23 protein-coding genes and 5 tRNA genes are annotated in these 26086 nt (G+C 58.7%); 17 read left to right on the forward strand and 11 right to left on the reverse strand.

Annotated features, from left to right (window positions below; translation table 11 throughout):
- Positions 1 to 36: 36 nt before the first annotated feature.
- The 15 genes from ftsH (at position 37) to KYK33_RS05650 (ending at position 16115) form a co-directional block, all read left to right on the forward strand.
- Complete coding sequence (ftsH, locus tag KYK33_RS05580) at positions 37 to 1989, forward strand: ATP-dependent zinc metalloprotease FtsH (protein WP_042041318.1); 1953 nt, start codon at positions 37 to 39, stop codon at positions 1987 to 1989.
- A 64-nt stretch (positions 1990 to 2053) separates the two neighbouring features.
- Positions 2054 to 2899 carry a dihydropteroate synthase gene (gene folP / locus KYK33_RS05585; protein ID WP_224432311.1) on the forward strand — a complete coding sequence of 282 codons (846 nt, stop codon included), beginning with the start codon at positions 2054 to 2056 and terminating at the stop codon, positions 2897 to 2899.
- A gap of 17 nt (positions 2900 to 2916) precedes the next feature.
- A complete protein-coding gene (glmM, locus tag KYK33_RS05590; RefSeq protein WP_224432312.1) occupies positions 2917 to 4251 on the forward strand; it encodes a phosphoglucosamine mutase in 1335 nt (444 codons plus the stop codon).
- 132 nt (positions 4252 to 4383) lie between these two features.
- Positions 4384 to 5148: a triose-phosphate isomerase gene (gene tpiA, locus KYK33_RS05595; protein WP_224432313.1), complete on the forward strand. Its 765-nt coding sequence runs from the start codon at positions 4384 to 4386 to the stop codon at positions 5146 to 5148.
- Positions 5149 to 5475, forward strand: a complete 327-nt coding sequence (gene secG, locus KYK33_RS05600) for a preprotein translocase subunit SecG (RefSeq protein ID WP_005903953.1) — start codon at positions 5149 to 5151, stop codon at positions 5473 to 5475. It abuts the gene before it with no gap.
- Positions 5476 to 5484: 9 nt separating this feature from the next.
- Positions 5485 to 5569 (forward strand) — tRNA-Leu (locus KYK33_RS05605).
- A gap of 92 nt (positions 5570 to 5661) precedes the next feature.
- Positions 5662 to 5738: transfer RNA gene (locus KYK33_RS05610), tRNA-Met, on the forward strand.
- A 168-nt stretch (positions 5739 to 5906) separates the two neighbouring features.
- A complete protein-coding gene (gene rimP / locus KYK33_RS05615) occupies positions 5907 to 6365 on the forward strand; it encodes a ribosome maturation factor RimP (protein WP_042041323.1) in 459 nt (152 codons plus the stop codon).
- Positions 6366 to 6379: 14 nt separating this feature from the next.
- Complete coding sequence (gene nusA / locus KYK33_RS05620) at positions 6380 to 7882, forward strand: transcription termination factor NusA (RefSeq protein WP_224432314.1); 1503 nt, start codon at positions 6380 to 6382, stop codon at positions 7880 to 7882.
- Positions 7883 to 7902: 20 nt separating this feature from the next.
- Complete coding sequence (gene infB / locus KYK33_RS05625; protein ID WP_042041326.1) at positions 7903 to 10599, forward strand: translation initiation factor IF-2; 2697 nt, start codon at positions 7903 to 7905, stop codon at positions 10597 to 10599.
- 56 nt (positions 10600 to 10655) lie between these two features.
- Positions 10656 to 11090 carry a 30S ribosome-binding factor RbfA gene (gene rbfA, locus KYK33_RS05630; RefSeq protein ID WP_224432315.1) on the forward strand — a complete coding sequence of 145 codons (435 nt, stop codon included), beginning with the start codon at positions 10656 to 10658 and terminating at the stop codon, positions 11088 to 11090.
- 1 nt (position 11091) lies between these two features.
- Positions 11092 to 12042 carry a tRNA pseudouridine(55) synthase TruB gene (gene truB, locus KYK33_RS05635; RefSeq protein ID WP_224432316.1) on the forward strand — a complete coding sequence of 317 codons (951 nt, stop codon included), beginning with the start codon at positions 11092 to 11094 and terminating at the stop codon, positions 12040 to 12042.
- Between the two features lie 128 nt (positions 12043 to 12170).
- Entirely contained in the window at positions 12171 to 12440 is a 270-nt protein-coding gene (gene rpsO, locus KYK33_RS05640; protein WP_005905044.1) for a 30S ribosomal protein S15, read from the forward strand.
- A 166-nt stretch (positions 12441 to 12606) separates the two neighbouring features.
- Positions 12607 to 14754: a polyribonucleotide nucleotidyltransferase gene (pnp, locus tag KYK33_RS05645; protein WP_042041331.1), complete on the forward strand. Its 2148-nt coding sequence runs from the start codon at positions 12607 to 12609 to the stop codon at positions 14752 to 14754.
- 140 nt (positions 14755 to 14894) lie between these two features.
- The gene (locus KYK33_RS05650) at positions 14895 to 16115 is read left to right on the forward strand and encodes an MDR family MFS transporter (protein ID WP_224432317.1); all 1221 of its coding nucleotides are present in this window, start codon (positions 14895 to 14897) and stop codon (positions 16113 to 16115) included.
- A 69-nt stretch (positions 16116 to 16184) separates the two neighbouring features.
- On the opposite strand, the gene KYK33_RS05655 is transcribed toward KYK33_RS05650, so the two are convergent.
- Complete coding sequence (locus KYK33_RS05655) at positions 16185 to 17831, reverse strand: methyl-accepting chemotaxis protein (RefSeq protein ID WP_224432318.1); 1647 nt, start codon at positions 17829 to 17831, stop codon at positions 16185 to 16187.
- Positions 17832 to 18217: 386 nt separating this feature from the next.
- Positions 18218 to 18568 carry a DsrE/DsrF/TusD sulfur relay family protein gene (locus KYK33_RS05660; RefSeq protein ID WP_042041335.1) on the reverse strand — a complete coding sequence of 117 codons (351 nt, stop codon included), beginning with the start codon at positions 18566 to 18568 and terminating at the stop codon, positions 18218 to 18220.
- Between the two features lie 211 nt (positions 18569 to 18779).
- Here KYK33_RS05660 and KYK33_RS05665 point away from each other — a divergent pair, with 211 nt between their 5' ends.
- A complete protein-coding gene (locus tag KYK33_RS05665; RefSeq protein WP_224432319.1) occupies positions 18780 to 19187 on the forward strand; it encodes a DUF1090 domain-containing protein in 408 nt (135 codons plus the stop codon).
- A gap of 192 nt (positions 19188 to 19379) precedes the next feature.
- Here KYK33_RS05665 and KYK33_RS05670 read toward each other — a convergent pair whose 3' ends face one another.
- From KYK33_RS05670 to KYK33_RS05695, 6 genes are all read right to left on the reverse strand, one after another.
- Complete coding sequence (locus KYK33_RS05670; RefSeq protein ID WP_042041337.1) at positions 19380 to 19628, reverse strand: YfhL family 4Fe-4S dicluster ferredoxin; 249 nt, start codon at positions 19626 to 19628, stop codon at positions 19380 to 19382.
- 1 nt (position 19629) lies between these two features.
- Positions 19630 to 20991: a prephenate-dependent tRNA uridine(34) hydroxylase TrhP gene (gene trhP, locus KYK33_RS05675; protein WP_224432320.1), complete on the reverse strand. Its 1362-nt coding sequence runs from the start codon at positions 20989 to 20991 to the stop codon at positions 19630 to 19632.
- A gap of 208 nt (positions 20992 to 21199) precedes the next feature.
- Complete coding sequence (locus KYK33_RS05680; RefSeq protein ID WP_224432321.1) at positions 21200 to 21475, reverse strand: hypothetical protein; 276 nt, start codon at positions 21473 to 21475, stop codon at positions 21200 to 21202.
- Positions 21476 to 21596: 121 nt separating this feature from the next.
- Positions 21597 to 21681, reverse strand: a tRNA-Tyr gene (locus tag KYK33_RS05685).
- Between the two features lie 34 nt (positions 21682 to 21715).
- A tRNA-Tyr gene (locus KYK33_RS05690) sits at positions 21716 to 21800 on the reverse strand.
- Positions 21801 to 21841: 41 nt separating this feature from the next.
- Positions 21842 to 21926: transfer RNA gene (locus tag KYK33_RS05695), tRNA-Tyr, on the reverse strand.
- A gap of 337 nt (positions 21927 to 22263) precedes the next feature.
- On the opposite strand from KYK33_RS05695, the gene KYK33_RS05700 reads away from it, so the two are divergent.
- A complete protein-coding gene (locus tag KYK33_RS05700) occupies positions 22264 to 23502 on the forward strand; it encodes a cysteine desulfurase-like protein (RefSeq protein ID WP_224432322.1) in 1239 nt (412 codons plus the stop codon).
- 61 nt (positions 23503 to 23563) lie between these two features.
- On the opposite strand, the gene KYK33_RS05705 is transcribed toward KYK33_RS05700, so the two are convergent.
- The 3 genes from KYK33_RS05705 to KYK33_RS05715 are packed head-to-tail and all read right to left on the reverse strand — an operon-like array spanning position 23564 to position 26032.
- On the reverse strand, positions 23564 to 24616 hold the full coding sequence (locus KYK33_RS05705) for a protein-glutamate methylesterase/protein-glutamine glutaminase (RefSeq protein WP_042041340.1): 1053 nt from the start codon (positions 24614 to 24616) through the stop codon (positions 23564 to 23566).
- A gap of 55 nt (positions 24617 to 24671) precedes the next feature.
- A complete protein-coding gene (locus tag KYK33_RS05710; protein WP_224432323.1) occupies positions 24672 to 25217 on the reverse strand; it encodes a chemotaxis protein CheD in 546 nt (181 codons plus the stop codon).
- 5 nt (positions 25218 to 25222) lie between these two features.
- Positions 25223 to 26032, reverse strand: coding sequence for a CheR family methyltransferase (locus tag KYK33_RS05715; RefSeq protein WP_042041344.1), 810 nt, complete (start codon positions 26030 to 26032; stop codon positions 25223 to 25225).
- Positions 26033 to 26086 lie beyond the last annotated feature (54 nt).

Genomic DNA, 26086 nt, shown 5'->3' on the forward strand with positions numbered 1-26086 from the left:
TTTTAGCGTTAACTGTCAGTCTGCGAGGTTACTGATTTGAGTGACATGGCGAAAAACTTAATCCTGTGGCTGGTCATCGCCGTCGTGCTGATGTCGGTATTCAACAGCTTCAGCCCCAGTGATACCACCAGTCGCCAGCTGGACTATTCCAGCTTTGTAAAAGAAGTGGCCCAAGAGCAGATCCGTGAAGTGCGGATGGACGGTAAGGTCATCAATGGCGTCAAGCGCACCGGTGAACGTTTCCAGACGATCATTCCGGCGCCGGATCCCCAGTTGCTCAACGACATGCTCAATCACAATGTGAAGGTCATGGGTGAGAAGCCGGAAGAGCCGTCGTTGCTGACGTCCATCTTCATCTCCTGGTTCCCGATGCTGTTGCTGATCGGTGTCTGGGTCTTCTTCATGCGTCAGATGCAAGGCGGCGGTGGCAAGGGTGCCATGTCGTTTGGCAAGAGCAAGGCTCGCCTGATGAGTGAAGAGCAGATCAAGACCACCTTCGGTGACGTCGCAGGCTGTGACGAAGCGAAGGAAGAGGTGAAGGAGCTGGTTGACTATCTGCGCGATCCTTCCAAGTTCCAGAAGCTGGGCGGCAAGATCCCGACGGGTGTGTTGCTGGTCGGCCCGCCTGGTACCGGTAAGACCCTGCTGGCCAAGGCCATTGCGGGGGAGGCCAAGGTGCCTTTCTTCACCATCTCGGGTTCCGACTTTGTCGAAATGTTCGTGGGTGTGGGTGCCTCCCGGGTACGCGACATGTTCGAGCAAGCCAAGAAGTCATCGCCCTGCATCATCTTCATCGATGAAATTGATGCGGTCGGTCGTCAGCGTGGCGCCGGTCTGGGTGGTGGTCACGACGAGCGTGAGCAGACCCTGAACCAGATGCTGGTTGAGATGGATGGTTTCGAGGGCAATGAAGGCATCATCGTCATCGCCGCCACCAACCGTCCTGACGTGCTGGATCCTGCCTTGCTGCGCCCGGGCCGTTTCGACCGCCAGGTCGTGGTTGGTCTGCCGGATGTGCGTGGCCGCGAGCAGATCCTGAAAGTGCACATGCGTAAAGTGCCGTTGGCCGATGACGTCAATGCTGCCGTCATTGCACGGGGTACCCCGGGTTTCTCCGGTGCCGACTTGGCCAACCTGGTCAACGAAGCCGCCCTGTTCTCGGCGCGTGAGAGCCGCCGTGTGGTCTCCATGTCCGAGTTCGAACGGGCCAAGGACAAGATCATGATGGGCGCCGAACGCCGCTCCATGGTGATGCAGGAGTCCGAGAAGGAGATGACGGCCTATCATGAGGCTGGTCATGCCATCATCGGTCGTATGGTGCCGGATCATGATCCTGTCTATAAGGTCTCGATCATCCCCCGTGGCCGTGCCCTGGGTGTGACCATGTACCTGCCGGAGCAAGATCGCTGGAGCCACTCCAAGCAGCATCTGGAGTCCATGATCTCCAGCCTGTACGGCGGCCGTTTGGCGGAAGAGCTGATCTACGGTGCCGAGAAGGTATCGACCGGTGCGTCCAACGACATCGAGCGCGCCACCGACATCGCACGCAAGATGGTGACCCAGTGGGGCATGTCCGAGCGTCTTGGTCCCATGCTCTATGCAGAAGAAGACGGCGAGGTATTCCTCGGTCGTAGCATGGCCAAGGCCAAGCATATGTCCGATGATACTGCCCGGGTCATTGATGCCGAGATCAAACTGGTCATCGATCGCAACTATGATCGTGCCAAGCAGATCCTGATGGACAACATGGATGTATTGCACACCATGAAGGATGCGCTGATGAAGTACGAAACCATCGACGCCAAACAGATCGACGATCTGATGGCCCGTCGCGAGGTGCGTGCCCCCAGCAACTGGCATGACGATCACAGTGGCGACACACCAAACGGTGGCAGTGCGACCAAGGCCGAGCCTGAAGAGGTGAAAGCCGAAGAGCCGAAAGAGGCGAATGTCGATATCGACAAAGCCAACGACGTTCCGGCCAAATAAGATTTATCTCTCTCAAACCCCGGGCTCGCCCGGGGTTTTTTCATTGATGAAAATGGATTCGATCATGCAGTTATCCAGCAAGGGGATCAGCCTCTCCCTCGACCGCCCCCATGTCATGGGGATCCTCAATGTGACTCCGGACTCCTTCTCCGATGGTGGCCGCTTCAATCAGATAGAGCAGGCGCTGACTCACGCCCGTCAGATGGTGAGCGATGGCGCTACCCTGATCGACATAGGGGGAGAGTCGACTCGCCCCGGTGCTCCCGATGTGAGCGAGCAAGAAGAGCTGGATCGGGTGGTGCCTGTGGTAGAGCGGATCGCCAGCGAGCTGGAGGTGATGATCTCCCTCGATACCTCCAAGGCCATAGTGATGAGCGAGGGGTGCGCCGCTGGCGGTCACCTCATCAATGATGTGCGTGCCCTGCTGGAGCCCGGAGCCCTGGCCGCTGCGGCGCAGGCTGACGTGTCCGTTTGCCTGATGCACATGCAAGGACAACCAAGAACCATGCAGGCCGAGCCTCATTACGATGATCTGCTGGGGGAGGTGAGGGCTTTCTTCGATGAGAGGATTGCTGCCTGTCTCGCCGCTGGCATCCTCCGTGAGCAGTTGTTGCTCGATCCCGGCTACGGCTTTGGCAAGACTCTCGCGCACAATTACCAACTGCTCGCCAGGCAAGCTGACTTGCTCGATTATGGGCTGCCGCTCTTGGTGGGGATGTCGCGAAAGTCTATGATAGGGAGCTTGCTGGGTCGCCATGTCGACGAGCGCCTCGCCGGCAGTCTGGCTTGCGCCCTGATAGGGATGCAACAGGGGGCTCGCATCATACGGGTGCACGACGTGCGCGCTACCATGGATGCGCTACGCATCGGTTGGTTGGCAATGACGGGAAATGATTTTATCTCCAAATAAAATAACGAGAACAAACCATGGCTAGAAAATACTTTGGCACCGATGGGGTGCGCGGCAAGGTGGGTGAATACCCTATCACTCCGGACTTCGTGATGAAGCTGGGTTGGGCCGCCGGTAAGGTGCTCTCCAAGAAGGGTACCAAGAAGGTGCTGATCGGCAAGGATACCCGTATCTCTGGTTACATGCTGGAGTCGGCCCTGGAAGCTGGCCTCTCGGCCGCTGGCCTCAAAGCGATATTGATGGGCCCCATGCCCACACCGGCGGTGGCTTATCTGACCCGCACATTCCGCGCCGAAGCGGGTATCGTCATCAGTGCATCCCACAACCCCTTCTATGATAACGGCATCAAGTTCTTCTCCGCCGACGGTACCAAGTTGCCAGATGAGGTCGAATTGGCCATCGAGGCCGAACTCGACAACGAGCTCAAGTGCGTCGAGTCGGCAGAGCTTGGCAAGGCGGTGCGTATCGAGGATGCCGCCGGTCGCTACATCGAGTTTTGCAAGAGTACCTTCCCCTCCCATCTCAGCCTGGAAGGGCTCAAGATGGTGGTAGATTGTGGTCATGGTGCCACTTATCACATCGCGCCTTCCGTATTTCGCGAGTTAGGGGCCGAAGTCATCGCCATCGGTTGCAGCCCGGATGGCCTCAACATCAATGAAGGGGTTGGCTCCACCGCGCCCGAGGCCCTGGTCGCCAAGGTGCTGGAAACCAAGGCTGATTTGGGTATCGCCTTTGATGGTGATGGTGACCGTCTGGTCATGGTCGATCATGCGGGTTACATCATAGATGGGGATGAGATCCTCTATATCATTGCGCGCGACGCCCTGCGTAACGGCCGCCTCAAGGGCGGTGTGGTCGGTACTCTGATGGCCAATATGGGCCTGGAGCTGGCGCTGCAGACCCTGGGGATCCCGTTTGCCCGTGCCAAGGTGGGTGATCGCTATGTACTGGAGATGCTCAACGAGAAAGGTTGGCGCATCGGCGGCGAGAACTCGGGCCACATCATCTGCCTGGATCAAACCACCACCGGAGATGGCATCGTCGCCGCCCTGCAGGTGCTCACCGCCATGTGTACCGCCGAGATGCCTCTTGCCAAACTGCGTTCTGGCATGAGCAAGTTCCCCCAGATACTGGTCAACGTGCGCTTTGCCGAAGGGCAGGATCCCCTGACCTCGCCCGCCGTGCTCGACGAGGTGAAGCGGGTGGAGCAAGAGCTGGCTGGTCGTGGGCGGGTACTGCTACGTAAGTCAGGTACAGAGCCTTTGATCCGTGTCATGGTGGAAGGTGAGCAAGAAGAGCAGGTCCGTGACATGGCCGAACGCATTGCCCAACAGGTAAAATCGGCGTTTTAATGAGCGATAAGGGCGGTTTTTACACCGCCCTGGTTGTATCTTGTTCAAACGATTCGAAAAATCATAAATAGCGCTTGTCAGTTCAATGTCCTCTGGATATTATCTGCCTCGCTTTCGCAAGGGAGTTTGCCGATGGGAAATCGGAAGCCGTTTGTAGCAGCCAACTGGAAGTTACACGGTAGCAGGTCGCAGTTAGAAAGATTCACCACCGCTTGCCTCAAGGGGTTGAGTGATGACGTTGAAACTGTGTTGTGTCCATCCCATGTGCATCTTGACTTCACGTCGAATCTGCTCGCAGAGCAGCATTTGATGAAGTTGGGGGCTCAGAGTGTGAGTCAGCACAAATCAGGCGCTTATACGGGGGAAGTCTCGTGTGAGATGTTGATTGAGGCAGGGTGTCGATACGTTATTGTAGGGCACTCCGAGCGTAGGCGTCTCTTTGGAGAAACCAGTTTCATAGTCGCGGAGAAGTTCGCGGCCGTCAGAGCGGCAGGCTTGATCCCCATCCTTTGTTTGGGTGAGTCAGGGGCGGCAAGGCAGGCGAGGCGTACCTTCGAGGTGATAGCTGAGGAGCTGGACATAGTCCTAGAGAAGAATGGCGCGATGGCTTTCGATAATGCTATCATCGCCTACGAGCCGATTTGGGCTGTAGGCACAGGTAAATGCGCCACACCCGAGCAGGCACAAGAGGTTCATTCCTTCATTCGTGGTCGCTTGGCGGAGGATACTCCGGTAATAGGTGATAAGGTTAGAATCATCTATGGTGGGAGCCTGACACCGGCCAATGCGAGAGATTTGTTTGCCCAGCCCGACGTTGACGGCGGTCTGATTGGTGGAGCAAGCCTCGATGACCAGGCGTTCTTAGGAATTGTTGAAGCGGCAAAGGGTGCAAGTTAAATGTACGAAATTCTTTTAGTCGTTTATCTGCTGGTATCACTGACTCTGATTGGTCTGGTGATGATACAGCAAGGTAAAGGGGCTGACATGGGCGCCTCCTTCGGCGCAGGGGCATCGAATACCGTATTCGGCTCCAGCGGCTCAGGTAATTTCCTGACCCGTACAACAGCAATTTTGGCAACTCTGTTTTTTGTTATCAGCTTGGTGCTTGGATCTATGTCCGGTCATAAAGCGAAACAGGGTAGCGAGTGGGAAAATCTGCAACAAACCCAACAGGTTGAGCAGACTGAAACGCCGGTTAAGAAAGATTCCGACGTTCCCAACTGAGTGAGTTTTGCCGTGGTGGTGGAATTGGTAGACACGCTATCTTGAGGGGGTAGTGCTCTAGGGTGTGCGGGTTCGAGTCCCGCCCACGGCACCAATTTAGTAGTGAGCTTGGGTAACCAAGTATATTATGGCCCTTCTTTCTTGTACGAAAAGATTGATAAGGCTATAATCTCGCACGATTTCGGACGCGGGGTGGAGCAGCATGGTAGCTCGTCGGGCTCATAACCCGAAGGTCGTCGGTTCAAATCCGGCCCCCGCAACCAAATTTCACGCATTCCTTCGCTCAGGAAAGCGGTCGCTGCGAGGCGACAATCAGGGTACAGCGCCAAGCCCCGATTTGACATCGGGGCTTTTTGTTATGTGCAATTTACTCTGACTTTGTACTTCATCTGGGCTATATGCCCTTTTTTTGTTTTTTTCGGAGGGTAACTTTGGCTACGTTGGAACAGCGTTTGACCGATCTGCTCGAGGCGCCTATCAAAGCCTTGGGTTTTGAACTTTGGGGTGTGGAGTTTATCCGTGCGGGTAAACACTCAACCCTGCGTGTCTATATCGATAGCGAGCAGGGTGTGACCGTTGAAAACTGCGCCGAGGTGAGCCGTCAGACCGGTGCCATCATGGACGTTGAAGATCCCATCACTGAGGAGTACTACCTGGAAGTCTCCTCTCCCGGTCTGGATCGCCCGCTGTTCAAGGTTGCCCAGTTCGAAAAATACGTTGGCCAGGAGGCGGCGGTGCAGCTTCGAATGGCAACAAATAACCGCCGCAAGTTCAAAGGCGTAATCAAAGCCGTGCAGGGGGATACCATCACCCTGACGGTGGATGGTAAGGACGAGCTGTTCGCTTTCACCAATATCCAAAAAGCGAACATAGTGCCGAACTTTGGTTAACGAGGCTATCGGATATGAATAAAGAAATTTTGCTGGTCGTTGACGCCGTGTCACACGAGAAAGCCGTGCCCCGCGAGAAGATCTTCGAGGCGCTGGAAACTGCGCTGGCGACGGCGACCAAGAAGAAATACGAAGGCGAGATCGAAGTTCGCGTCGAGATCGACCGCAAGACCGGTGACTATGATACCTATCGTCGCTGGGTTGTGGTCGCCGATCAGGCTTCCATGGAGAACGCCTACGGCGAGATCACCCTGGAAGCGGCTCAGATCGATGACCCCGAGATCCAGATCGGTGACTATGTTGAAGACCAGATTGACTCTGTCACCTTCGACCGTATCACCACCCAGACCGCCAAGCAGGTTATCGTGCAGAAAGTGCGCGAAGCCGAGCGTTCCCAGGTCGTGGATCAGTTCAAGGACAAAGAAGGCACCATCATCAGTGGTGTGGTCAAGAAGAGCAACCGTGACAACGTGATCCTGGATCTGGGCAGCAATGCCGAGGCCGTGATCTTCCGTGACGACATGCTGCCGCGCGAGACCTTCCGTCCCGGCGACCGTATCCGTGGTCTGCTCTATGCGGTACGTCCTGAGGCGCGTGGCTCCCAGCTGTTCGTCAGCCGTTCCAGCCCTGAGTTCATCAAAGAGTTGTTCCGCATCGAAGTACCGGAAATCGGTGAAGAGATGATCGAAATCATGGGCGCCGCCCGTGACCCGGGTTCCCGCGCCAAGATCGCGGTCAAGACCAACGATCGTCGTATCGATCCTATCGGTGCCTGTATCGGCATGCGTGGCGCTCGTGTGCAGGCGGTTTCCGCCGAGCTGAGTGGCGAGCGCGCTGATATCGTCTTGTACGATGACAACCCGGCTCAATACGTGATCAATGCCATGGCACCGGCTGATGTGGCCTCCATCATCGTTGATGAAGACAACCACACCATGGATATCGCCGTGGAAGCCGCCAACCTGGCCCAGGCCATCGGCCGTAACGGTCAGAACGTGCGTCTGGCGTCCCAGCTGACCGGTTGGGAGCTGAACGTCATGACCGTCGAGGACATGCGTGCCAAGCACCAGGCCGAGAACGACCGCATCCTGACCCTGTTCACCAGCACCCTGGACATCGACGATGATTTCGCCGGTCTGCTGATGGAAGAGGGCTTCTCGACGCTGGAAGAGATTGCCTTCGTACCGGTCAACGAGTTGCTGGCTATCGACGGTCTGGATGAAGACATGGTCGAAGAGCTGCGTACCCGTGCCAAGGATGCTCTGACCACTCAGGCCCTGGCCAAAGAAGAATCGTTCGAAGGTGTTGAGCCTTCCGAAGAACTGCTCGGTCTCAAAGGCCTTGACCGCGAAATGGCTTATGCATTGGCCGCCCGTGGTATTGGCAATCTGGAAGATCTGGCAGAGCAAGGCATCGATGACCTTGCTGATATTGAAGAACTGACCGCGGAGAAGGCGGGGGAGCTGATTATGGCTGCTCGCAACATCTGCTGGTTCGGAGAAGAGCAGTCTAGTTAAGATCAAACGGAGGATAATGAATGGCAGAAGTATCAGTCAAACAACTTGCCACTGACATCGACACACCGGTTGATCGTCTTCTCCAGCAGTTTGTCGACGCCGGTATCAGCAAGAGCAAGGCCGACGATCTGGTCAGCGAGTCTGAGAAGCAGACTCTGTTGGCCCATCTGAAGAAACAGCATGGCGGTGATGAGACGCTCGCACCTGCCCGCATGACCTTGCAGCGCAAGACCAAGAGCACCCTGAATGTTCAAGGTACTGGCGGCAAGAATAAAGAAGTGCAGGTAGAAGTGCGTAAGTCTCGCACCTATGTAAGACGTTCGGCGCTCGAAGATGAGCAGCGCCAGACGGAAGCCGAGGAAACAGCGCGTTTGGAAGCAGAAGAAAAAGTCCGTCACGAAGCCGAAGAAAAGGCTCGCCGTGAGGCTGAAGAGAAGGCTCGCCTGGCGGCTGAGCAAACTCGTCGTGAAGCTGAGGAAAAGGCGCGCACCGAGGCACAATCAAAGGCCAAGCAGGCTCAACAGCCCGCTAAAGCAGCCGGTAGCACAGCTCAGCAAGAGGCAGAAAAGATGGCCAAGCGCGAAGCAGAAGAACTGAAGCGCCAACAGGAACAAGCAGCCTTGACCAAGGCTGAAGAACTCGCCGCGAAGAAAGCCGAAGAGGCTCGCATCATGGCGGAACAGAACGGTCCCCGCTGGGCCGAGGAAGAAGCCGCTCGCGCCAAAGAGAGCAGCGACTACCACCTGACCACCAACAAGCATGCGCAAGCAGCCGAAGACGAACTGGATCGCAAAGAAGAGACCAGCCGTCGTACCGCCGCCGCCGCCAAGAGTGCGCCCAAGAAACCGGGTCGCCGCGAAGATGATCGCAACTCCCGTGACCCGCGTGCTCGCAAGGGCAAGCGCGGCAAGATGGCCATGCCTAACGCCATGAAGCACGGCTTCAACAAGCCGGCTGCCGTGGTCAACCGTGACGTCGTCATCGGCGAGACCATCACAGTGGCCGAGCTGGCCAACAAGATGGCCGTCAAGGGTGTCGAAGTCATCAAGGCAATGATGAAGATGGGCGCCATGGCCACCATCAACCAGGTCATCGACCAGGAAACCGCTCAGCTGGTTGCCGAGGAGATGGGCCACAAGGTTGTGCTGCGCCGTGAGAACGAACTGGAAGAGGCGGTACTGTCCGATCGTGACGAGACCTCCGAAGCCAAGCCGCGCGCTCCCGTGGTCACCATCATGGGTCACGTCGACCATGGCAAGACCTCGTTGCTGGATTACATCCGTAAAGCCAAGGTTGCCGCAGGGGAAGCCGGTGGCATTACCCAGCACATCGGTGCCTACCACGTCGAAACCGACAGTGGCATGATCACCTTCCTGGATACCCCGGGTCACGCGGCCTTTACCTCCATGCGTGCTCGTGGTGCTCAGGCGACCGATATCGTTGTCCTGGTCGTGGCGGCCGATGACGGCGTCATGCCGCAGACCATCGAAGCCATCCAGCACGCCAAGGCGGCCGGTGTCCCCATCGTGGTTGCGGTCAACAAGATCGACAAGCCAGAAGCGGATCCGGATCGCGTCAAGACCGAGCTGTCCCGCTACAACGTCATGTCCGAAGATTGGGGTGGTGACAGCCAGTTCGTGCACGTCTCCGCCAAGTCTGGCGAAGGCATCGACGATCTGCTGGAAGCCATCCTGGTTCAGTCCGAAGTACTGGAGCTGAAAGCGGTGGTCGATGGCATGGCCAACGGCGTCGTGATCGAGTCCTTCCTGGACAAGGGTCGCGGTCCTGTTGCGACCGTACTGGTACAAGAAGGTACTCTGCGCCAGGGCGATATCGTGCTCTGTGGTCTGGAATACGGCCGTGTTCGTGCCATGCGTGACGAACTGGGTCGTGAGATCAAGGAAGCGGGTCCTTCCCTGCCAGTCGAAATCCTGGGTCTGTCCGGGGTTCCCTCTGCCGGTGACGAAGCCACCGTTGTACGTGACGAGAAGAAAGCCCGTGAAGTGGCGCTCTATCGTCAGGGCAAGTTCCGCGAAGTCAAGCTGGCTCGCCAGCAGAAGGCCAAGCTGGAGAATATGTTCGCCAACATGACCGAGGGCGAAGTGTCCGAAGTGAACGTGGTGATCAAGGCCGACGTACAGGGTTCAGTGCAAGCCATCTGTGATGCGCTGGTCAAGCTGTCCACCGAAGAGGTCAAGGTCAAGATTGTTGGCTCCGGCGTCGGTGGCATCACCGAGACCGATGCCACCCTGGCTGCCGCTTCCAGCGGTATCCTGGTCGGCTTCAACGTCCGTGCCGACGCTTCCGCTCGCAAGGTTATCGAAGCCGAGAACCTGGATCTGCGTTACTACTCCGTCATCTATGACCTGATCGACGAAGTGAAGCAGGCCATGAGCGGCATGCTGGCTCCTGAATATCGTCAGGAGATCATCGGTCTGGCTCAGGTGCGTAGCGTCTTCAAGTCACCGAAGTTCGGCGCCGTTGCCGGCTGTATGGTCACCGAAGGTGTGGTCAAGCGCTCCAACCGTATCCGTGTACTGCGTGAGAACGTGGTCATCTATGAAGGCGAGCTGGAATCCCTGCGCCGCTTCAAGGATGACGTCAACGAAGTCCGCAACGGTTACGAGTGTGGTATCGCGGTCAAGAACTACAATGACGTACGCGAAGGCGACCAGATCGAAGTTTACGAGACTGTTGAAATTCAACGGACTCTGTAAGCCGAGAGCACGACAAAATAGGGGGCTGCGGCCCCCTTTTATCGCAGGATAGAAATATGGGCAGAGAATTCAGCCGGACCAACAGGGTCGGCCAGCAGATCCAGCGCGAAATCGCGCTCATTCTGCAACGTGAGGTGAAAGACCCACGTATCGGCATGGTAACCGTCTCGGACGTGGAAGTGTCCAAGGACCTTAACTACGCCAAGGTGTATGTCACCTTCTTGCAGCTGGAGAATGACGGCGAGCGTATCAAGGAAGGGCTCAAGGGCCTGACCGAGGCGGCCGGTTACATCCGCAGCCTGCTCGGCAGTGCCATGCGTCTGCGCGTGGTACCCGAGCTGCGTTTCTACTACGACCAGACTCTGGTCGAAGGGATGCGCATCTCCAACCTGGTGTCCAATACCGTGCGTGACGACAAGCGTCGCATGGCCGAAGCCGGCCGTGAAGACGAAACGCCCGCCGCCGATGGCAGCACAGAGGATAAAGCCTGAGATGTCTCGTAAACGTCGTTTCAAGGGCCGTGACGTACACGGCATCCTGCTGCTGGACAAGCCGACCGGGCTGACCTCCAACGATGTGTTGCAGAAGGTCAAGCGCATCTACAACGCCGCCAAGGCTGGTCATACCGGTGCCCTGGATCCCCTGGCGACTGGCATGTTGCCGATTTGCCTCGGCGAGGCCACCAAGTTCTCCCAGTATCTGCTGGAAGCGGACAAGCGTTATGAAGTGACCGCCAAGCTTGGCGAGCGCACCAATACCAGCGACTCCGACGGCGAAGTGGTCACCACCCGTGCCGTGAACGTGGCCATGGGGACCCTGATAGAGTCGCTGGATCAATTCCGCGGCCCCATCATGCAGGTGCCATCCATGTTCTCGGCCCTCAAGCACAATGGCCGCCCGCTCTATGAATATGCCCGTGAAGGCATCGTCATCGAGCGGGAAGCGCGCCCCATCACCATCTTCGAACTCAAGCTGCTCAGCTTTGAGGGCGATGAAGTGAAGCTTGAGGTGCATTGCAGCAAGGGCACCTACATTCGTACCCTGGTCGATGATCTGGGTGAGGTGCTGGGCTGTGGCGCGCACGTCACCGCGTTGCGTCGCACGCAAGTGGCGCAGTACCCCTATGATCGGATGCTGACCCTGGAGCAGCTCGAGTGCATCTTCGAGCAGACCAAGGCCGAGAGCGTGCCACCCCGCGAGCAGCTCGATCCCTTGCTGCTGCCGATGGATACCGCGGTCGCAGCCCTGCCCGAGGTGAACATGTTGACGGCCGTCGCAGCCTACGTGAACCAGGGTCAGGCGGTGCAGGTGGCGGGTAGCCCGCAAAGTGGTCAGGTCCGCATGACGGTCGGCCCGGAGCGCGAGTTTATCGGGGTAGGCGAGATCGACGACGAAGGGCGAGTCGCTCCCAAGCGTCTGGTGCGCTATCACGACGAAGATTAATGGCGGATAAGGTGGGGGCCGAGTTAACCATTGCGTTAGCTGGTCGCTGCGATTATGATACCGCCCTCATTTCACGGCTGAATTAGAGATTGGCTGTGATTCTTTAAACACTCTATCGGAGTAACATTATGTCTCTAAATGCTGAGATCAAAGCTTCCATCGTTGCTGACAACGCTCGTTGCGCCAATGACACTGGCTCTCCTGAAGTTCAGGTTGCCCTGCTGACTGCCCAGATCAACCATCTGCAAGGTCACTTCAAACAGCACTCCAAAGACCACCACGGTCGTCGCGGTCTGCTGCGCATGGTTTCCCAGCGTCGTAAGCTGCTGGACTACCTGAAGCGTAAGGACGTTCAGCGTTATGCTGCTCTGATCGCCAAGCTGGGTCTGCGTCGTTAATCGACAATCAGATTTTGCGAAAAAGGGGAACCGCGAGGTTCCCCTTTTTTATTGCTTCGCAAGCTGTTGTCTTATCACTCAATTCAGGTAAGCGCTTACCTTTTGGTTCGGATCAAGTATACTTGCACGCGAATTTAAAGAGCCAAATTGTCAAAAGGAAATTCACGTGAATCCTATTGTAAAGTCATTCCAGTACGGTCAACACACCGTCACACTGGAAACCGGTGTGATGGCCCGTCAAGCCACTGCGGCCGTTATGGTCAGCATGGACGATACCTGCGTATTTGTGACCGTTGTTGGTAAGAAAGAGGCCGACCACGGTCGCGATTTCTTCCCGCTGACCGTCAACTATCAGGAGCGTACCTATGCTGCTGGTCGTATCCCGGGTGGTTTCTTCCGTCGTGAAGGCCGTCCCAGCGAAGGTGAGACCCTGATCTCCCGCCTGATCGACCGCCCTATCCGCCCGCTGTTCCCGGAAGGCTTCCTCAATGAGGTTCAGGTGGTTGCCACCGTCATGTCCGTGAACCCGGCCGTGTCCCCTGATATCGTTGCCCTGATCGGTGCCTCCGCCGCCCTGGCCACCTCCGGCATCCCGTTCGGCGGCCCTATCGGTGCTGCTCGCGTCGGTTACATGAACGGCCAGTATGTGCTGAACCCGACCACCACCGAACTGCCCCTGAGCGATCTGGATCTGGTGGTTGCCGGTACCGCCAACGCGGTGCTGATGGTGGAATCCGAAGCGGCCATCCTCTCTGAAGAAGTGATGCTGGGCGCGGTCGTTTATGGCCACGAGCAGATGCAAGTTGCGATCAATGCCATCAACGAATTCGCCGCCGACGTAGCTACCCAGCCATGGGATTGGACCCCGCCTGCCGTCAACGAGCCGCTGAAGGCCAAGATTGCCGAGCTGGCAACCGCTGAACTGGGTGAAGCCTACCGCATCACCGAGAAGGCCGTGCGCTACGCCGCCATCGGTGCCATCAAGCAGCGTGTGGTCGAGCAGGTTATCGCCTCCGGCGTGGAAGCCGATGCCAAGAAAATTGGTGAAGCCTTCCACAATCTGGAAAGCCGCATCGTCCGTGGTCGTGTGGTCCGTGGTGAGCCGCGTATCGATGGTCGCGATCCAGAGATGATCCGTGCCCTGCACGTTGGCACCGGCGTACTGCCGCGCGCTCACGGCTCCGCCCTGTTCACCCGTGGTGAGACTCAGGCCATGGTCGTTGCGACCCTGGGTACCGAGCGTGACGCCCAGAACATCGACGAGCTGACCGGCCACCGTGCCGACCGCTTTATGCTGCACTACAACTTCCCGCCGTACTGCGTCGGTGAGACTGGCATGATGGGGAGCCCAAAGCGTCGTGAAATCGGTCACGGTCGTCTGGCCAAGCGCGGCGTTGCTGCCGTGATGCCGAGCGCCGCCGAGTTCCCGTATGTGGTGCGTGTGGTCTCTGAGATCACCGAATCCAACGGTTCCTCCTCCATGGCCTCCGTCTGTGGCTCCTCCCTGGCGCTGATGGATGCGGGTGTGCCGATCAAGGCCTCCGTTGCCGGTATCGCCATGGGTCTGGTGAAGGAAGAAGAAGGTTTCGTGGTGCTGTCCGACATCCTGGGTGACGAAGATCACCTGGGTGACATGGACTTCAAGGTTGCCGGTACCACCCAGGGCATCACTGCGCTGCAGATGGACATCAAGATTGAAGGCATCACCAAAGAGATCATGGAGATTGCCCTCAAGCAAGCTCGTGGCGCTCGTCTGCACATTCTGAAGGTCATGGACGAAGCCATCCAGGCTCCGCGCAGCGAGATCTCCGATTTCGCACCGCGTATCCACACCATCAAGATCAATCCTGAGAAGATCAAGGATGTGATCGGCAAGGGTGGCTCCGTGATCCGTGCCCTGACCGAAGAGACCGGCACCAACATCGAGCTGGATGATGACGGTACTGTCCGCATCTCCGCCGTTGCCAACGAAGCCGCCATGGAAGCCATCCGTCGCATCGAGGCGATCACCGCCGAGATCGAAGTGAACCGCATCTATGAAGGCAAGGTTGTGCGTCTGGCCGATTTCGGTGCCTTCGTCAACATTCTGCCGGGTAAAGACGGTCTGGTGCATATCTCCCAGATCACCGATGCCCGCGTACAGAACGTGGCTGACCACCTGACCATAGGTGACGTGGTCAAGGTCAAGGTACTGGAAGTGGATCGTCAAGGCCGTGTGCGTCTCTCCATCAAGGAAGCGAATGCACCGACCGAGGCTGCCGCTCCGGCCGCCGATGTGGCCGTTGCCGCCACCGAAGAGCCAGCTGCCGAGTAAGGCATCTGTGCTGTGAAAAAGCCGACCTCAGGGTCGGCTTTTTTGTGTCTGGATGTTATCTGTGCCAATTTCATTGTTTCTTTTGAAGCCCATTGTTATAACGGATGACCCGCTCTCAAGCTGTCATAAGGAGTTGCAGTATGTCGTGGGCCTATCTCAGGCAATTTCCCCCGCTGGTCTGGATCGTGATCCTGGGCACCTTCATGGTGCGAACCAGCTTCTTCATGGTCTGGCCCTTCCTCTCCATCCTGCTCTATCGCGATTATGCGCTCTCGGCGACCCTGATCGGCCTCATCCTGGGGGCCACGGCGGCCCTATCGACCCTGGTGAGCTTCTATGGTGGCTGGCTGTCGGACAAGTGGGGGCGGCGCAACATACTGCTGTTCGGCTGCCTGGTCTCTGCGCTCAGCTTCGGCCTGCTTGGCCTCTCCCACCAAGTCGCCTGGCTGGCACTCGGGGTGATTGGCAGCGGCCTCTCCTACGGACTCATCGATTCACCGGGCAAGGCGCTGATGGCCGACAGCCTGGCCGAACCCAAGGCCCGCGAACTGGCGCTGCACCTGCGCTATTTTCTTCTCAATCTGGGGGCGGCCATTGGTCCCCTGATTGGGGTCACCTATGGCCTGAGTGCGCGCCAGGAGACCTTCCTGCTGCTTGGCATCAGCTATCTGCTGCTCGGAGTCACCTTCTTCATCGGTTTTAGGTTGGCCCGTTGCCGGGCTGGCAGCACGGCCGGTCCCGGCATGCGCGCCGTGCTGAGGGTGCTGGCCCGGGATCGCGGCTTCTTGCTGCTGACCCTGGCCAACGTGTTGCTGATGCTGGTCTACGCCCAGTTCGAGTCGCCGCTTATCCAATATTTGACCCGGGCGGGTACACCGGAGGTGGAGCGGCTCATCGGCCTGCTGGTGACCGCCAATGCGCTGACCATAGTGATACTGCAGTTCCCGCTGCTGCACCTGACCGCAAGTTGGCGGATCAAGCACAGGTTGCAGCTCGGGGTCGCCCTCTTTCTCGGCGCCCAGCTGCTGTTTGCCTTGGGCGATACCGCCATCTGGTGGCACTGGTTGGTGGCTGTGGTGCTGCTGAGCGTGGGGGAGTGCATCCTGTTCCCGCTGCTCAATGTCTTGATCGATCAGATGGCACCGGCACACCTCAAAGGCAGTTACTTCGGCGCGGCCTCCATGTCTGGCATGGGGGTCGCCATGGGTGCCCTGCTCGGGGGCTGGATGATCGCAAACTGGGGCGGTGGCTGGCTCTACGGGCTGATGGCCCTGCTCTGCCTCGCTATCCTGGCGCTCTATGAGTGGGGCACTCGCATGCCGCGCCCGACCGAGCTGCAGTCGGTGCCCGCCCGCGAATAGCTGAGGCCCCATCAGACCGCATGAAAAAGGCCGGGATCCCAGATCCCGGCCTTTACTCATCTGGATGCTTTACAGGGTGAAGCGGAGGGTGAGCTGCTGCAGGTGGCTGGTCAGCTGACTCAGCTCGGTGCAGGCCTGAGCGGTGTGTTGTGCCCCCTTGGCATTCTCATCCGAGACATTGTGAATGTTCACTATGTTGTGGTTGAGCTCGGCGGTGACCGAATTCTGTTGCTCGGTGGCGCTGGCAATCTGAGTGTTCATGTCGGTGATCCGGGTGACCGCTTCATGGATCCTGGCAATGCTCTGGCCCGCATCCTGCGCCAGTTCGACGCTGGTCTGCATCTGGGCATGGCTGCTGTGCATGGCCTGGCCCGCCAGCGCTGCACGGCTCTGCAGGCTCTCTATCATCTTATGGATCTCGGCGGTGGAGTCCTGGGTGCGTCTGGCCAGGGTACGAACCTCATCGGCGACCACGGCAAAGCCTCGGCCCTGTTCGCCGGCACGGGCGGCTTCAATGGCGGCATTGAGTGCCAGCAGGTTGGTCTGATCGGCGATGCTGCGGATCACATCCAGTACCAGGCCGATATTGGCGCTCTCCTGTTCGAGTTGTTGCACTACCTGACCTGCCTCACCCATCTTGCCCGCGACCTGCTCGATACTGCCGATGGCGCTCTGTACCACCGCCTGGCCTGCCATGGAAGCCTGGGAGGCATGCTGGGCGGCGTTGGCGGCATCAGTGGTGTTGCGGGACACCTCGAACACAGTGCTCTGCATCTCGTTCATGGCAGTTGCCACCTGGGTTATCTCGCCTTGCTGCTGGCGTATCCCCAGGGCGGACTGTTCGGAGATGGCGCTCACTTCGCCTACCGAGGTGCTGAGCTGGCTGACCGAGGTGGCGATCTCGTTGACCAGATCGCTGAGCCCCTCCTTCATCTGACGCACCGACAGGGCCAGCTCGCCGATTTCATCCCGATTGAGCTTGCCTGCATCGATGTAATCGCACAGCTCGCCTCGGCCCAGATAACCGCCGGCAACCAGTTTGGCCTGCTTGGCCAGCAGCACGATGGGATCGCGGATCTGGCGGGTCAGCAGGGTGGCGAAGACGATGACCAGTAGGATGGCGAGGAGCAGGGTGAGGAGCAGGACGGTGCGGGCACTCTCGTAGGTGCTCTGGGACTCATCACGGCCGAGCTTGGCATAGTAGCGGTTCTGGGCAATCAACCCTTCGACCGCATCATGGAGTGCGACATAGGTCGGGGCGCCTGCCAGGAACTGCTCCGTACCCGCGGCGTGTTCCCCCCGGGCCAGTTGTGCCATGACGGCATCGTGCAATGCCAGATAGCGCAGCCAGTTGGCGCTGACTGCCTGATAGCGGCGTGTCTCTTCGGCATCGAACAGCGTCTTGCCATACTGGGTCAGCGCTCCCTTGATCTTCTCTATCTCGCTGCGCATCTGGTTGCCGTACTCCGCCTGACGGGCTGGGTTCTCATCGACCAGCAGGTAGCTCAGTTCGAAGCGCCGCAAGTTGGCTACCGTCTGCCCCATGTCATTGACGCGATTGATGCTGGGAATGATGGCATCGGTCAGCTCGAGTGAGCGACTGTTGATGCGGTCAAATTGCAACAGAGAGAAGCCGCCGATGGCGACCATCATCAGGCCGAAGGTCGCGAAGGCGACGCTCAGCTTCTTACCAATATTCATGTTCATCAATGACATCGCTGTTCCGGAACGGTAGGCAGAAAGACTCGACCCAGGGTCGAGGGAGTAAGGTTTCGCTTATTCATCCCGAAATAGCCAAACGGCCGCCTGAGGCGACCGGTTCATTTTTATTGTCAGTGCAGGGCCAGGCTTGTGTAACGGATGCCATTGGCCAAAAAAATCGTCCTGTTGGGCATGGGAACAGGGGGTTCCATAGGCCTCAAAGGGCTGCAAAGGCTGGGCACTTTATGTACGGGAAGGGGGGAAGTCAAGGCTTGTTGCGCATGAAACCACACAGCGAAATGATTATTGATTGGTCACTATTGGCTTGTTTTTTGACCGCACAGTATCAAGGGGTCAAGGCAGGCTAGCTCAGGGGTAAGTGATGACTCACCCCTGGCAATCTAGAAGGTCAGTACCTTGTCGGCGGCCACTGTCCATTGGGCCAGGGTCGGCAGGCGGTCGATGCGGATCCCTTCGATAAGCGGCAGGGTGCCAATGCCACGGGCATCACAACAGCTCTGGCACAATCGCACTTCGGCCCCTTGCACCAGCAAGATGTCCAGCATCTGACGCAGGTGATAGCCCTCGGCCGGGGCCTGACTGGCGATGGCGGCCCCCACCGCATCTGACAAGAGAAACAGCCTGAGGCTGGCCCCCTCTTCCTGCAGTGCCAAGCCGAGGCGCAGGGCGTTGAACAGGGACTCGCTGCCATAGGGGGCACCGCTGGCGATGATCAGTATCTGTTGGCTCATGGAAGCTCCTGATGACAAAGCCCCATTGTAGATCGCCCTGATGATCCCCATCATGATGTTGCGCAAACCGTGTCGCACCACTTTCGTGCAGTCTTGACCTGCGAGGTGCCCTTGAGGTCAGATGAGCATCATTTAAAAGGTGGTGAATGAGCAGTGTGCTTGAAGTTGGATGAGCATCATTCACGGAACGACGGTGAACGAGAGGTGGAAAATGAACAAGAGGATAGCCGTGCTGGCATTGGGGTTCTGGCTGGCGGGACCTGTGGTGGCGGCCCCTGCGGTGGGGTGTGCTGCCAAGCGTGATGCCCTTATCTCGGCTCTGAGCGAGGCACGGGCCCATGACAACGATCGCCAGGTCGCTGGCTTGCAGGAGGCGCTCAATAATGTCGAGGCTTATTGTGACGATGGCGCTTTGCTCAAAGAGAGTGACAGCAAGCTGGCCGAGTTGAAAACCAAGGTCGACGAACGGCTCAGTGAGTTGCAGAGTGCCCGGGTGGAGGGCAAGCCGGACAAGATCGCCAAGAAGCAGACCAAGCTCGATGAGGCTCAGGCCAAATACCAGCAGGAGCAGATCCACAATGGAGCCTTGCGTGCCCTGGTCGATAGCAAGAGTAAGTGAACACTGACTGCCTCCGGGCTCCGCTGACGCCTTGCTCAGAGTAGGGGACTTCTATGTGTATGCGGATGGCTCTATTCGGTGCGATGACAGCGTCGTGGCTGGGATGGCCGCGAGGCGGGCCAGCCATGATGGTGGCGGATAACAGTGAGGCCGGGCATTGCCCGGCCTCACTGTTTGCCCATCTCTGGCCAGTCAGCTGCGATGAAGCTTCACAAACTTCTCCATCAACTGCGCTTCGCTCTCCACCCGCTGGGGATCCCAGATGATGCAGTCGATGGGGCAGACGCTGATGCAGGTGGGCTTCTCATAGTGGCCGACGCATTCGGTGCACAAGTCTGGATTGATCTCGTAGATGGCCTCACCCAGGCTGATGGCCTGGTTCGGACACTCGGGATCGCACATGTCACAGTTGATGCACTTGTCGGTGATGAGCAGCGCCATCTCAGGCCGCCGTATGGGGGTTGCGGCTGTCCTGACGATCGCCCAGATTACGCAGCAATATGCCGTGGCTGATGTCGATCTCCTGGGGAACGGGCACATAGACGATGTGGCCGTTGCCCGGCGCCGTGTCGACGAGCTCACCCTTGCGGTTTTGCATCTGTTCCAGGTTGAAGCTGAGGTTGCCCTGCGGGGTCATCAACTCCAGGCTGTTGCCGACCAGGAATTTGTTCTTCACGTCCACTTCCACCATGTCGCCATTGCGACCGGTGATCTCGCCGACGAACTGCTGGGTGTCGGAGATGGAGTAGCCATAGTCGTAGTTCTGGTACTCGCTGTGGTTGTGACGGCGCAAGAAGCCTTCGGTATAGCCACGGTGGGCCAGGTTCTCAAGGGTGCCCATCAGGGTTGCGTCGAACGGACGACCGGCGACCGCATCGTCGATGGCCTTGCGATAGACCTGGGCGGTACGGGCGCAGTAGTAGAAGGATTTGGTGCGGCCTTCGATTTTCAGGGAGTGCACGCCCATCCTGGTCAGGCGCTCGACGTGCTCGACGGCGCGCAAGTCCTTGGAGTTCATGATGTAGGTGCCGTGTTCATCCTCGAACGCCGTCATGTACTCGCCGGGGCGGTTGGCCTCTTCCAGCAGTACCAGCGCATCGCTCGGCTTGCCGAGCCCCAGGGTGTTGTCCGGGCGCACCGCAATGGGCTCCTGGCGATGCACTATCTGGCCCACCTCATTCTCCTTGCCTTCGTGAACCTTGTAGTCCCAGCGGCAGGAGTTGGTGCAGGTACCCTGGTTGGGGTCGCGCTTGTTGATGTAGCCAGAGAGCAGGCAGCGGCCGGAGTAGGCCATGCACAGGGCGCCGTGCACGAAGACTTCCAGCTCCATCTCCGGCACCTGCATGCGGATCTCTTCAATTTCGTCCAGGGAGAGTTCGCGGGAGAGGATGACGCGAGTCAGGCCCATTTGATGCCAGAACTTTACCGTGGCCCAGTTGACCGCATTGGCCTGCACCGACAGGTGAATGGGCATGTGGGGGAAGGCTTCGCGCATCATCATGATGAGACCGGGATCTGACATGATGATGGCGTCCGGTCCCATCTCGATCACCGGGCGCATGTCGCGCACGAAGGTCTTGAGCTTGGAGTTGTGGGGCTGGATGTTGGCCACCACATAGAACTGCTTGCCGAGGGCGTGGGCTTCGTTGATGCCCAGGCGCAAGTTGTCGTGGTCGAACTCGTTGTTACGCACCCGCAGGCTGTAGCGCGGCTGGCCGGCATAGACGGCATCGGCGCCATAGGCGAAGGCGTAACGCATATTTTTGAGGGTCCCGGCGGGGGAGAGCAATTCTGGTCTGAACATGATTATCTCGCTGGTCTGATTGCAAATCAGGGCGACGCCACCGAGTGGCATCGCAATAAGGATGACGGCACAGCGCTGCACCCTCTGGAGGGTTAAGGCCATGACATCCCAATAAGGGTGCGAGATTGTACTCTTGCCGCTCCCCGGGCGCAATTAACCCGGGTAGGTGAAGGAGAGAGGATTGTCTTGTCGGTGTCAGTGAGCCGCGTTACTGCGGGGGGCTGACCACCAGAGTGGTGGGACGCATGGACGGGGCTTGAGGGTGCAGGGCCTGGCTCAACCAGTGCCAATCAAGGGGAGGGCTGTTCTGCTTGAAGCGCTGCAACGGCTGGCCATCACGCACGGTCAGAAACAGGGTGCTCGACAGGCCGATGCGGTTGCGATAACGCACCATGAGTTCGCCGCTGTAGCGACTGATATGGATCTGCAACTGCTCCAGGCTCAGGCCTGAGTGATAACCCTGTTCATCCCACACTTCCAGCATGATGCGCCTTCCTTGCGAATATCAGGGCTTACTATCCGGGCAGTTTACATAACGGGCAATTGTCAGATCTGACAGGGACAGAAAGCGAAAACCCGGCGCTGGGCCGGGTTTTCTTGAATGATGGTGGAGGGAGAAGGATTCGAACCTTCGAAGGCAGAGCCGTCAGATTTACAGTCTGATCCCTTTGGCCACTCGGGAACCCCTCCACAGGGGTATTAAAAGCCACTTATTTCAGGAAGATGGTGGAGGGAGAAGGATTCGAACCTTCGAAGGCAGAGCCGTCAGATTTACAGTCTGATCCCTTTGGCCACTCGGGAACCCCTCCACGGGGTATTTTCCTGATTGTACTATCTCATCACACTTGAATGGTGGAGGGAGAAGGATTCGAACCTTCGAAGGCAGAGCCGTCAGATTTACAGTCTGATCCCTTTGGCCACTCGGGAACCCCTCCTCAAGTGCGAGGCGCATACTAACAGATCCCACGGCTTTGTGAACCCCAAACTTGCAATCAATGTAGAAAAATATGCGAGTCGCTCATTTTTTGATATTGGTCGTTCAAAATTCAATCTTTTCATAGGCTTCAGAACAAAAAAAACACAGCTAACCGGGCAGGAAATCGAGGCTGTCGCCTTGTCATCTCGGGGGACGAGTCATTGTTGGTAGTGTTTTATGCTGGTTTACTCTCTTTGTTCTGTGAATGTGATGGCGGATGGGTTTGGGTGTGGACTTTGCTGCTACCTGATCTTAATCTCGCCATGTTATCTAACTGTTACATGGAACGTGATCCTATGCAGCCTCTCGATGTCGCCGTCCTGCGCGGCCAGTTTCCTGCCCTCAACCAGTTGATCGATGGCAAATCCCCACTCTTCTTCGACGGCCCTGGGGGTGCCCAGGTTCCCCATCGTGTCTTGGGGGCCATGACCGACTATCTGGGGCGCTTCAACGCCAATCTGGGGGGGACCTTCTTCTCGGGCCGGGAGACGGAGCAACAGGCGTTGCGTGCCCGCAAGGCCGCGGCGACCCTGCTCGGTGCCGACAGCTGGCAGGAGATAGTGTTTGGCGCCAACTTCACCAGCCTCACCTTCGCCTTCAGCCGTGCCCTGGCCCGTGAGTGGCAGGCGGGGGATGAGATAGTCGTCAGCGCCCTGGATCACTACTCCAATGTCTCCAGCTGGCAGCAGGCGGCCGAGGATCGCGGCGCCATCGTCCATCAGGTGCGGGTGGATACCGCCAGCGGCGGCCTCGACATGGATCATCTGCTGAGCCTGCTTGGCCCGCGTACCCGGCTGGTGGCCGTGACCGCCGCTTCCAATACCACGGGCACCCTGGTGGACATTCCCGCCATCGCCGATGCGGTACACCAGGCTGGTGCCCTGCTCTATGTGGATGCGGTGCACTTTGCGCCCCATGAGCGCATCGATGTGCAAGCCTGGGACTGCGACTTCCTCGGCTGCTCGGCCTACAAGTTCTTCGGTCCGCACTTGGGGATCCTCTATGGCAAGCATCGCCATCTGGAGCGATTGACCCCCTACAAGGTGGAACCGGCCAAGAACGTCTCGCCCTACAAGTGGGAGACGGGCACCCAGAGCTGGGAAGCCTTGGCCGGGCTGGAGGCGACCATTGACTACCTGGCCTCCCTCTCTGGTCTGGAGGCGGAGGAGGCTTCCCTGGAAGAGCGGCTCGATCTCGCCTTTGCCCGCAGCCAGGGGCATGAACAGCAGCTCAGCGAGCAGGTATTGGCCAAGCTGGCGGAGCGTCCATGGTTGAGCCTGCATGGTATCCATGGCGCACAGGGGCGAACGCCCACCTTCGCCCTCACCTCGAGTCGCCACACGCCGGCCGAGATGGCTGTCTATCTGGGGGAGCATCAGGTATGCAGCTGGGCGGGGCACTTCTATGCCCTGGGATTGATCGCGGCCCTGGGGGTCGGTGAGGGAGGGGTACTGCGCATCGGCTGCATGCACTACAACACCCATGCCGAAATAGACAGGTTGTTCAGTCTGCTCGATGCCATGCCGGCGGCGTAACGTGGCAGTCAGCGATGTCACGCCATCAGACCCCGCTGCCGGTTCGCCACAGCGGGGTCTCTCATTTGGCAATAATCTGGTGGATCTGATCGAGAGGGACGATATGGCGGGCTGCGCCGAGCTTGATCGCCTCCTTGGGCATGCCGAATACCACGCAGGAGGCCTCATCCTGGGCATAGGTGATGGCCCCCGCCTCCTGCATCTCCTTGAGGCCGCGGGCACCATCATCTCCCATGCCGGTCATGATGATGCCGGTGGCATTCTTGCCAGCGTATTTGGCCACTGAGCGAAACAGCACATCGACCGAGGGGCGATGGCGATTGATCAGAGGGCCATCCATGACGTCCACATGGTAGTAAGCGCCGCTGCGCTTGAGCAGCATGTGTTTGCCACCCGGCGCGATCAGGGCCAGCCCCGGGATCACCCTGTCATTGTGTCTGGCCTCACGCACTTCTATCTGGCACAGGCCGTTGAGCCGTTCGGCGAAGGAGGCGGTGAACTTCTCCGGCATGTGCTGCACGATGACGATGCCGGGGCTGACCCTGGGCAAGGCGGTGAGTACCAGCTCCAGGGCCTGGGTGCCGCCGGTGGAGGTGCCCATGGCGACGATGCGCTCCGTGGTTTGTGCCAGGGCCTGGCCGCCCGCCGGTAGCCAGGCATCAACGCTGATCTTGGCGGGCACGGCCAGTGGTGCCTTGCGCAACTGTTTGACATTGGCCATGGCCGCGGCCCGTACCGCCATGGCGAGATCCTGGGCGGACTCTTGCAGAAAGTCTTTGAGGCCTATGGTCGGCTTGGTGATGATATCCACCGCACCGGCCGCCATGGCCTGCAAGGTGGTCTCGGCGCCGCGCGCGGTGAGGGAGGAGCAGATAACGACCGGGGTCGGTCGCTCGGTCATTATCTTCTGCAGGAAGGTGATGCCATCCATGCGCGGCATCTCCACGTCGAGCACTATCACGTCCGGCCAGGCCCGCTTGAGTTTTTCCAGGGCAAAGAGGGGATCCGAGGCGGTGGCGATGACACTGATATCCGGCTCACGCTCCAGCACGCTCTGCAATACCTGCCTGACCACGGCGGAGTCATCGACCAGCATGACGGTAATCTGTTTCATCTCTCTCTCCTCATTCGAATGAAGGGGCGGTCAGGGGCTGGATCCCGCGGTGGCCTCATTGGCCGGTGCGGCGACGCTCATCGACCCGCTCCGGATCCCGTATCAACGGACTGTGCCTGACCCAGACATGGCCGGTATTGAGCTCGAAGATCAGCGCCCTGTGGCCTGTGCCGCCCAGATCGTGGGCGCTGACATCGAGGCCCTGAGCGCGGACCAGCGCCCAGGCGGCCGCCACATTCTGGCTGGCGATATCCGGGGCATGACGTCCCCCCAACTGGGGGAACATGTTGCCGCCGCCAAACAGCTTGACCACATATTCCCCGGGGGCTGAGCCCGCTTTGGCAACCCCTTGCAGCAAGATGGCCAGCGCCTCATCCGCATACTTGCCATTGAGCGAGTCAGGCCTCTGCCGTGCCATCTGCCTCTGGCTCAGCGGTCGATCGCGATGGCGCCGACTCGGCAGCATGAAGTGGCACATGCCGCCCCAGTGGTGGCGTGGGTGCCAGAGTGTCAGGCTGACACAGGAGCCGAGCTGGGTGCGCATCACCATAGGCTCCCGGCTAAACAGGGCCTCGCCGGGTTGCAGAGTCACCTCTCTCATGGGGCTCAGGGTTTGCGATAGATGGAAGGGGAGACCAGCTGCAGGCCAGTCTGGAGGCCATGCAGACTCTCGGCGTGGCTGATGATGAGATAACCCCCCTGACGCAGCAGGGGAAGCAGGCGGGCGAGCACTTGCTCCTTGGTCTCCCGGTTGAAGTAGATCATCACGTTGCGGATGAAGATGAGGTCGAACTGGCCGAGATCCGGCAGCGGCTTGTTGAGGTTGACCTGGCTGAAATGCACCCTCTCCTTGAGCTTGCGGTCGATGAGGAAGGTGCCCTCTTGCTGACCTATGCCCTTGAGGCAGTATTTCATCAGGTAGGCGGTCGGTATGTTGTGGGCCCGCTCTATGGCATAGAGGCCAGCCTTGGCCTGGGCCAGAACCCGGGAGCTGATATCGGAGGCGATGATCTCCCAGGGGGCCGCGGCGCGGCGCTCTGCCAGGGTCATGGCGAGGCTGTAGGCCTCTTCCCCCGAGGAGCTGGCCGCGCTCCAGATCCGCAGTGCACGCTCCCGCGGGAAGTGGGGCACTATCTGCTCGCTCAGGAATTCGAAATGTTTGGGTTCGCGAAAGAAGTAGGTCTCATTGGTGGTCAGCAAGTCCAGGGCCAGTTGCAGCTCCAGCTTGGCCGAATCGCCCATGATGAGGTGAAAGTAATCCCCAAAACTCGGCAACTGGTAGTGGGAGAGCCGTTTGGCCAGCCGACTGCTGACCAGTGTCTTCTTGGCAGGGGAGAGATCGATACCGGTGGCTTGATGCAGCCAGCGCTGAAATTGGCTGAATTCCTGATCGCTCAGGGCGGCATGTTCCAGCAAGTTCGCCTTCCTTGTGTGGTGTATCCGGTCGCTGACCGGAGCGAGCGGGAAGCC

Origin of the sequence: Aeromonas rivuli, from assembly GCF_020149575.1 — a bacterium.
Lineage (GTDB): Bacteria > Pseudomonadota > Gammaproteobacteria > Enterobacterales > Aeromonadaceae > Aeromonas > Aeromonas rivuli.

Excerpts from the sequence above, each read along its gene's own strand:
- secG (WP_005903953.1), top strand. The coding sequence starts at position 5,149 with ATGTACGAAATTCTTTTAGTCGTTTATCTGCTGGTATCACTGACTCTG.
- KYK33_RS05680 (WP_224432321.1), bottom strand. The coding sequence starts at position 21,475 with ATGCTGGAAGTGTGGGATGAACAGGGTTATCACTCAGGCCTGAGCCTG.
- infB (WP_042041326.1), top strand. The coding sequence starts at position 7,903 with ATGGCAGAAGTATCAGTCAAACAACTTGCCACTGACATCGACACACCG.
- KYK33_RS05650 (WP_224432317.1), top strand. The coding sequence starts at position 14,895 with ATGTCGTGGGCCTATCTCAGGCAATTTCCCCCGCTGGTCTGGATCGTG.
- glmM (WP_224432312.1), top strand. The coding sequence starts at position 2,917 with ATGGCTAGAAAATACTTTGGCACCGATGGGGTGCGCGGCAAGGTGGGT.
- folP (WP_224432311.1), top strand. The coding sequence starts at position 2,054 with ATGCAGTTATCCAGCAAGGGGATCAGCCTCTCCCTCGACCGCCCCCAT.
- KYK33_RS05655 (WP_224432318.1), bottom strand. The coding sequence starts at position 17,831 with ATGTCATTGATGAACATGAATATTGGTAAGAAGCTGAGCGTCGCCTTC.
- truB (WP_224432316.1), top strand. The coding sequence starts at position 11,092 with ATGTCTCGTAAACGTCGTTTCAAGGGCCGTGACGTACACGGCATCCTG.
- KYK33_RS05705 (WP_042041340.1), bottom strand. The coding sequence starts at position 24,616 with ATGAAACAGATTACCGTCATGCTGGTCGATGACTCCGCCGTGGTCAGG.
- KYK33_RS05665 (WP_224432319.1), top strand. The coding sequence starts at position 18,780 with ATGAACAAGAGGATAGCCGTGCTGGCATTGGGGTTCTGGCTGGCGGGA.
- rpsO (WP_005905044.1), top strand. The coding sequence starts at position 12,171 with ATGTCTCTAAATGCTGAGATCAAAGCTTCCATCGTTGCTGACAACGCT.
- trhP (WP_224432320.1), bottom strand. The coding sequence starts at position 20,991 with ATGTTCAGACCAGAATTGCTCTCCCCCGCCGGGACCCTCAAAAATATG.
- KYK33_RS05670 (WP_042041337.1), bottom strand. The coding sequence starts at position 19,628 with ATGGCGCTGCTCATCACCGACAAGTGCATCAACTGTGACATGTGCGAT.
- KYK33_RS05700 (WP_224432322.1), top strand. The coding sequence starts at position 22,264 with ATGCAGCCTCTCGATGTCGCCGTCCTGCGCGGCCAGTTTCCTGCCCTC.
- rbfA (WP_224432315.1), top strand. The coding sequence starts at position 10,656 with ATGGGCAGAGAATTCAGCCGGACCAACAGGGTCGGCCAGCAGATCCAG.
- KYK33_RS05710 (WP_224432323.1), bottom strand. The coding sequence starts at position 25,217 with ATGAGAGAGGTGACTCTGCAACCCGGCGAGGCCCTGTTTAGCCGGGAG.
- tpiA (WP_224432313.1), top strand. The coding sequence starts at position 4,384 with ATGGGAAATCGGAAGCCGTTTGTAGCAGCCAACTGGAAGTTACACGGT.
- nusA (WP_224432314.1), top strand. The coding sequence starts at position 6,380 with ATGAATAAAGAAATTTTGCTGGTCGTTGACGCCGTGTCACACGAGAAA.
- KYK33_RS05660 (WP_042041335.1), bottom strand. The coding sequence starts at position 18,568 with ATGAGCCAACAGATACTGATCATCGCCAGCGGTGCCCCCTATGGCAGC.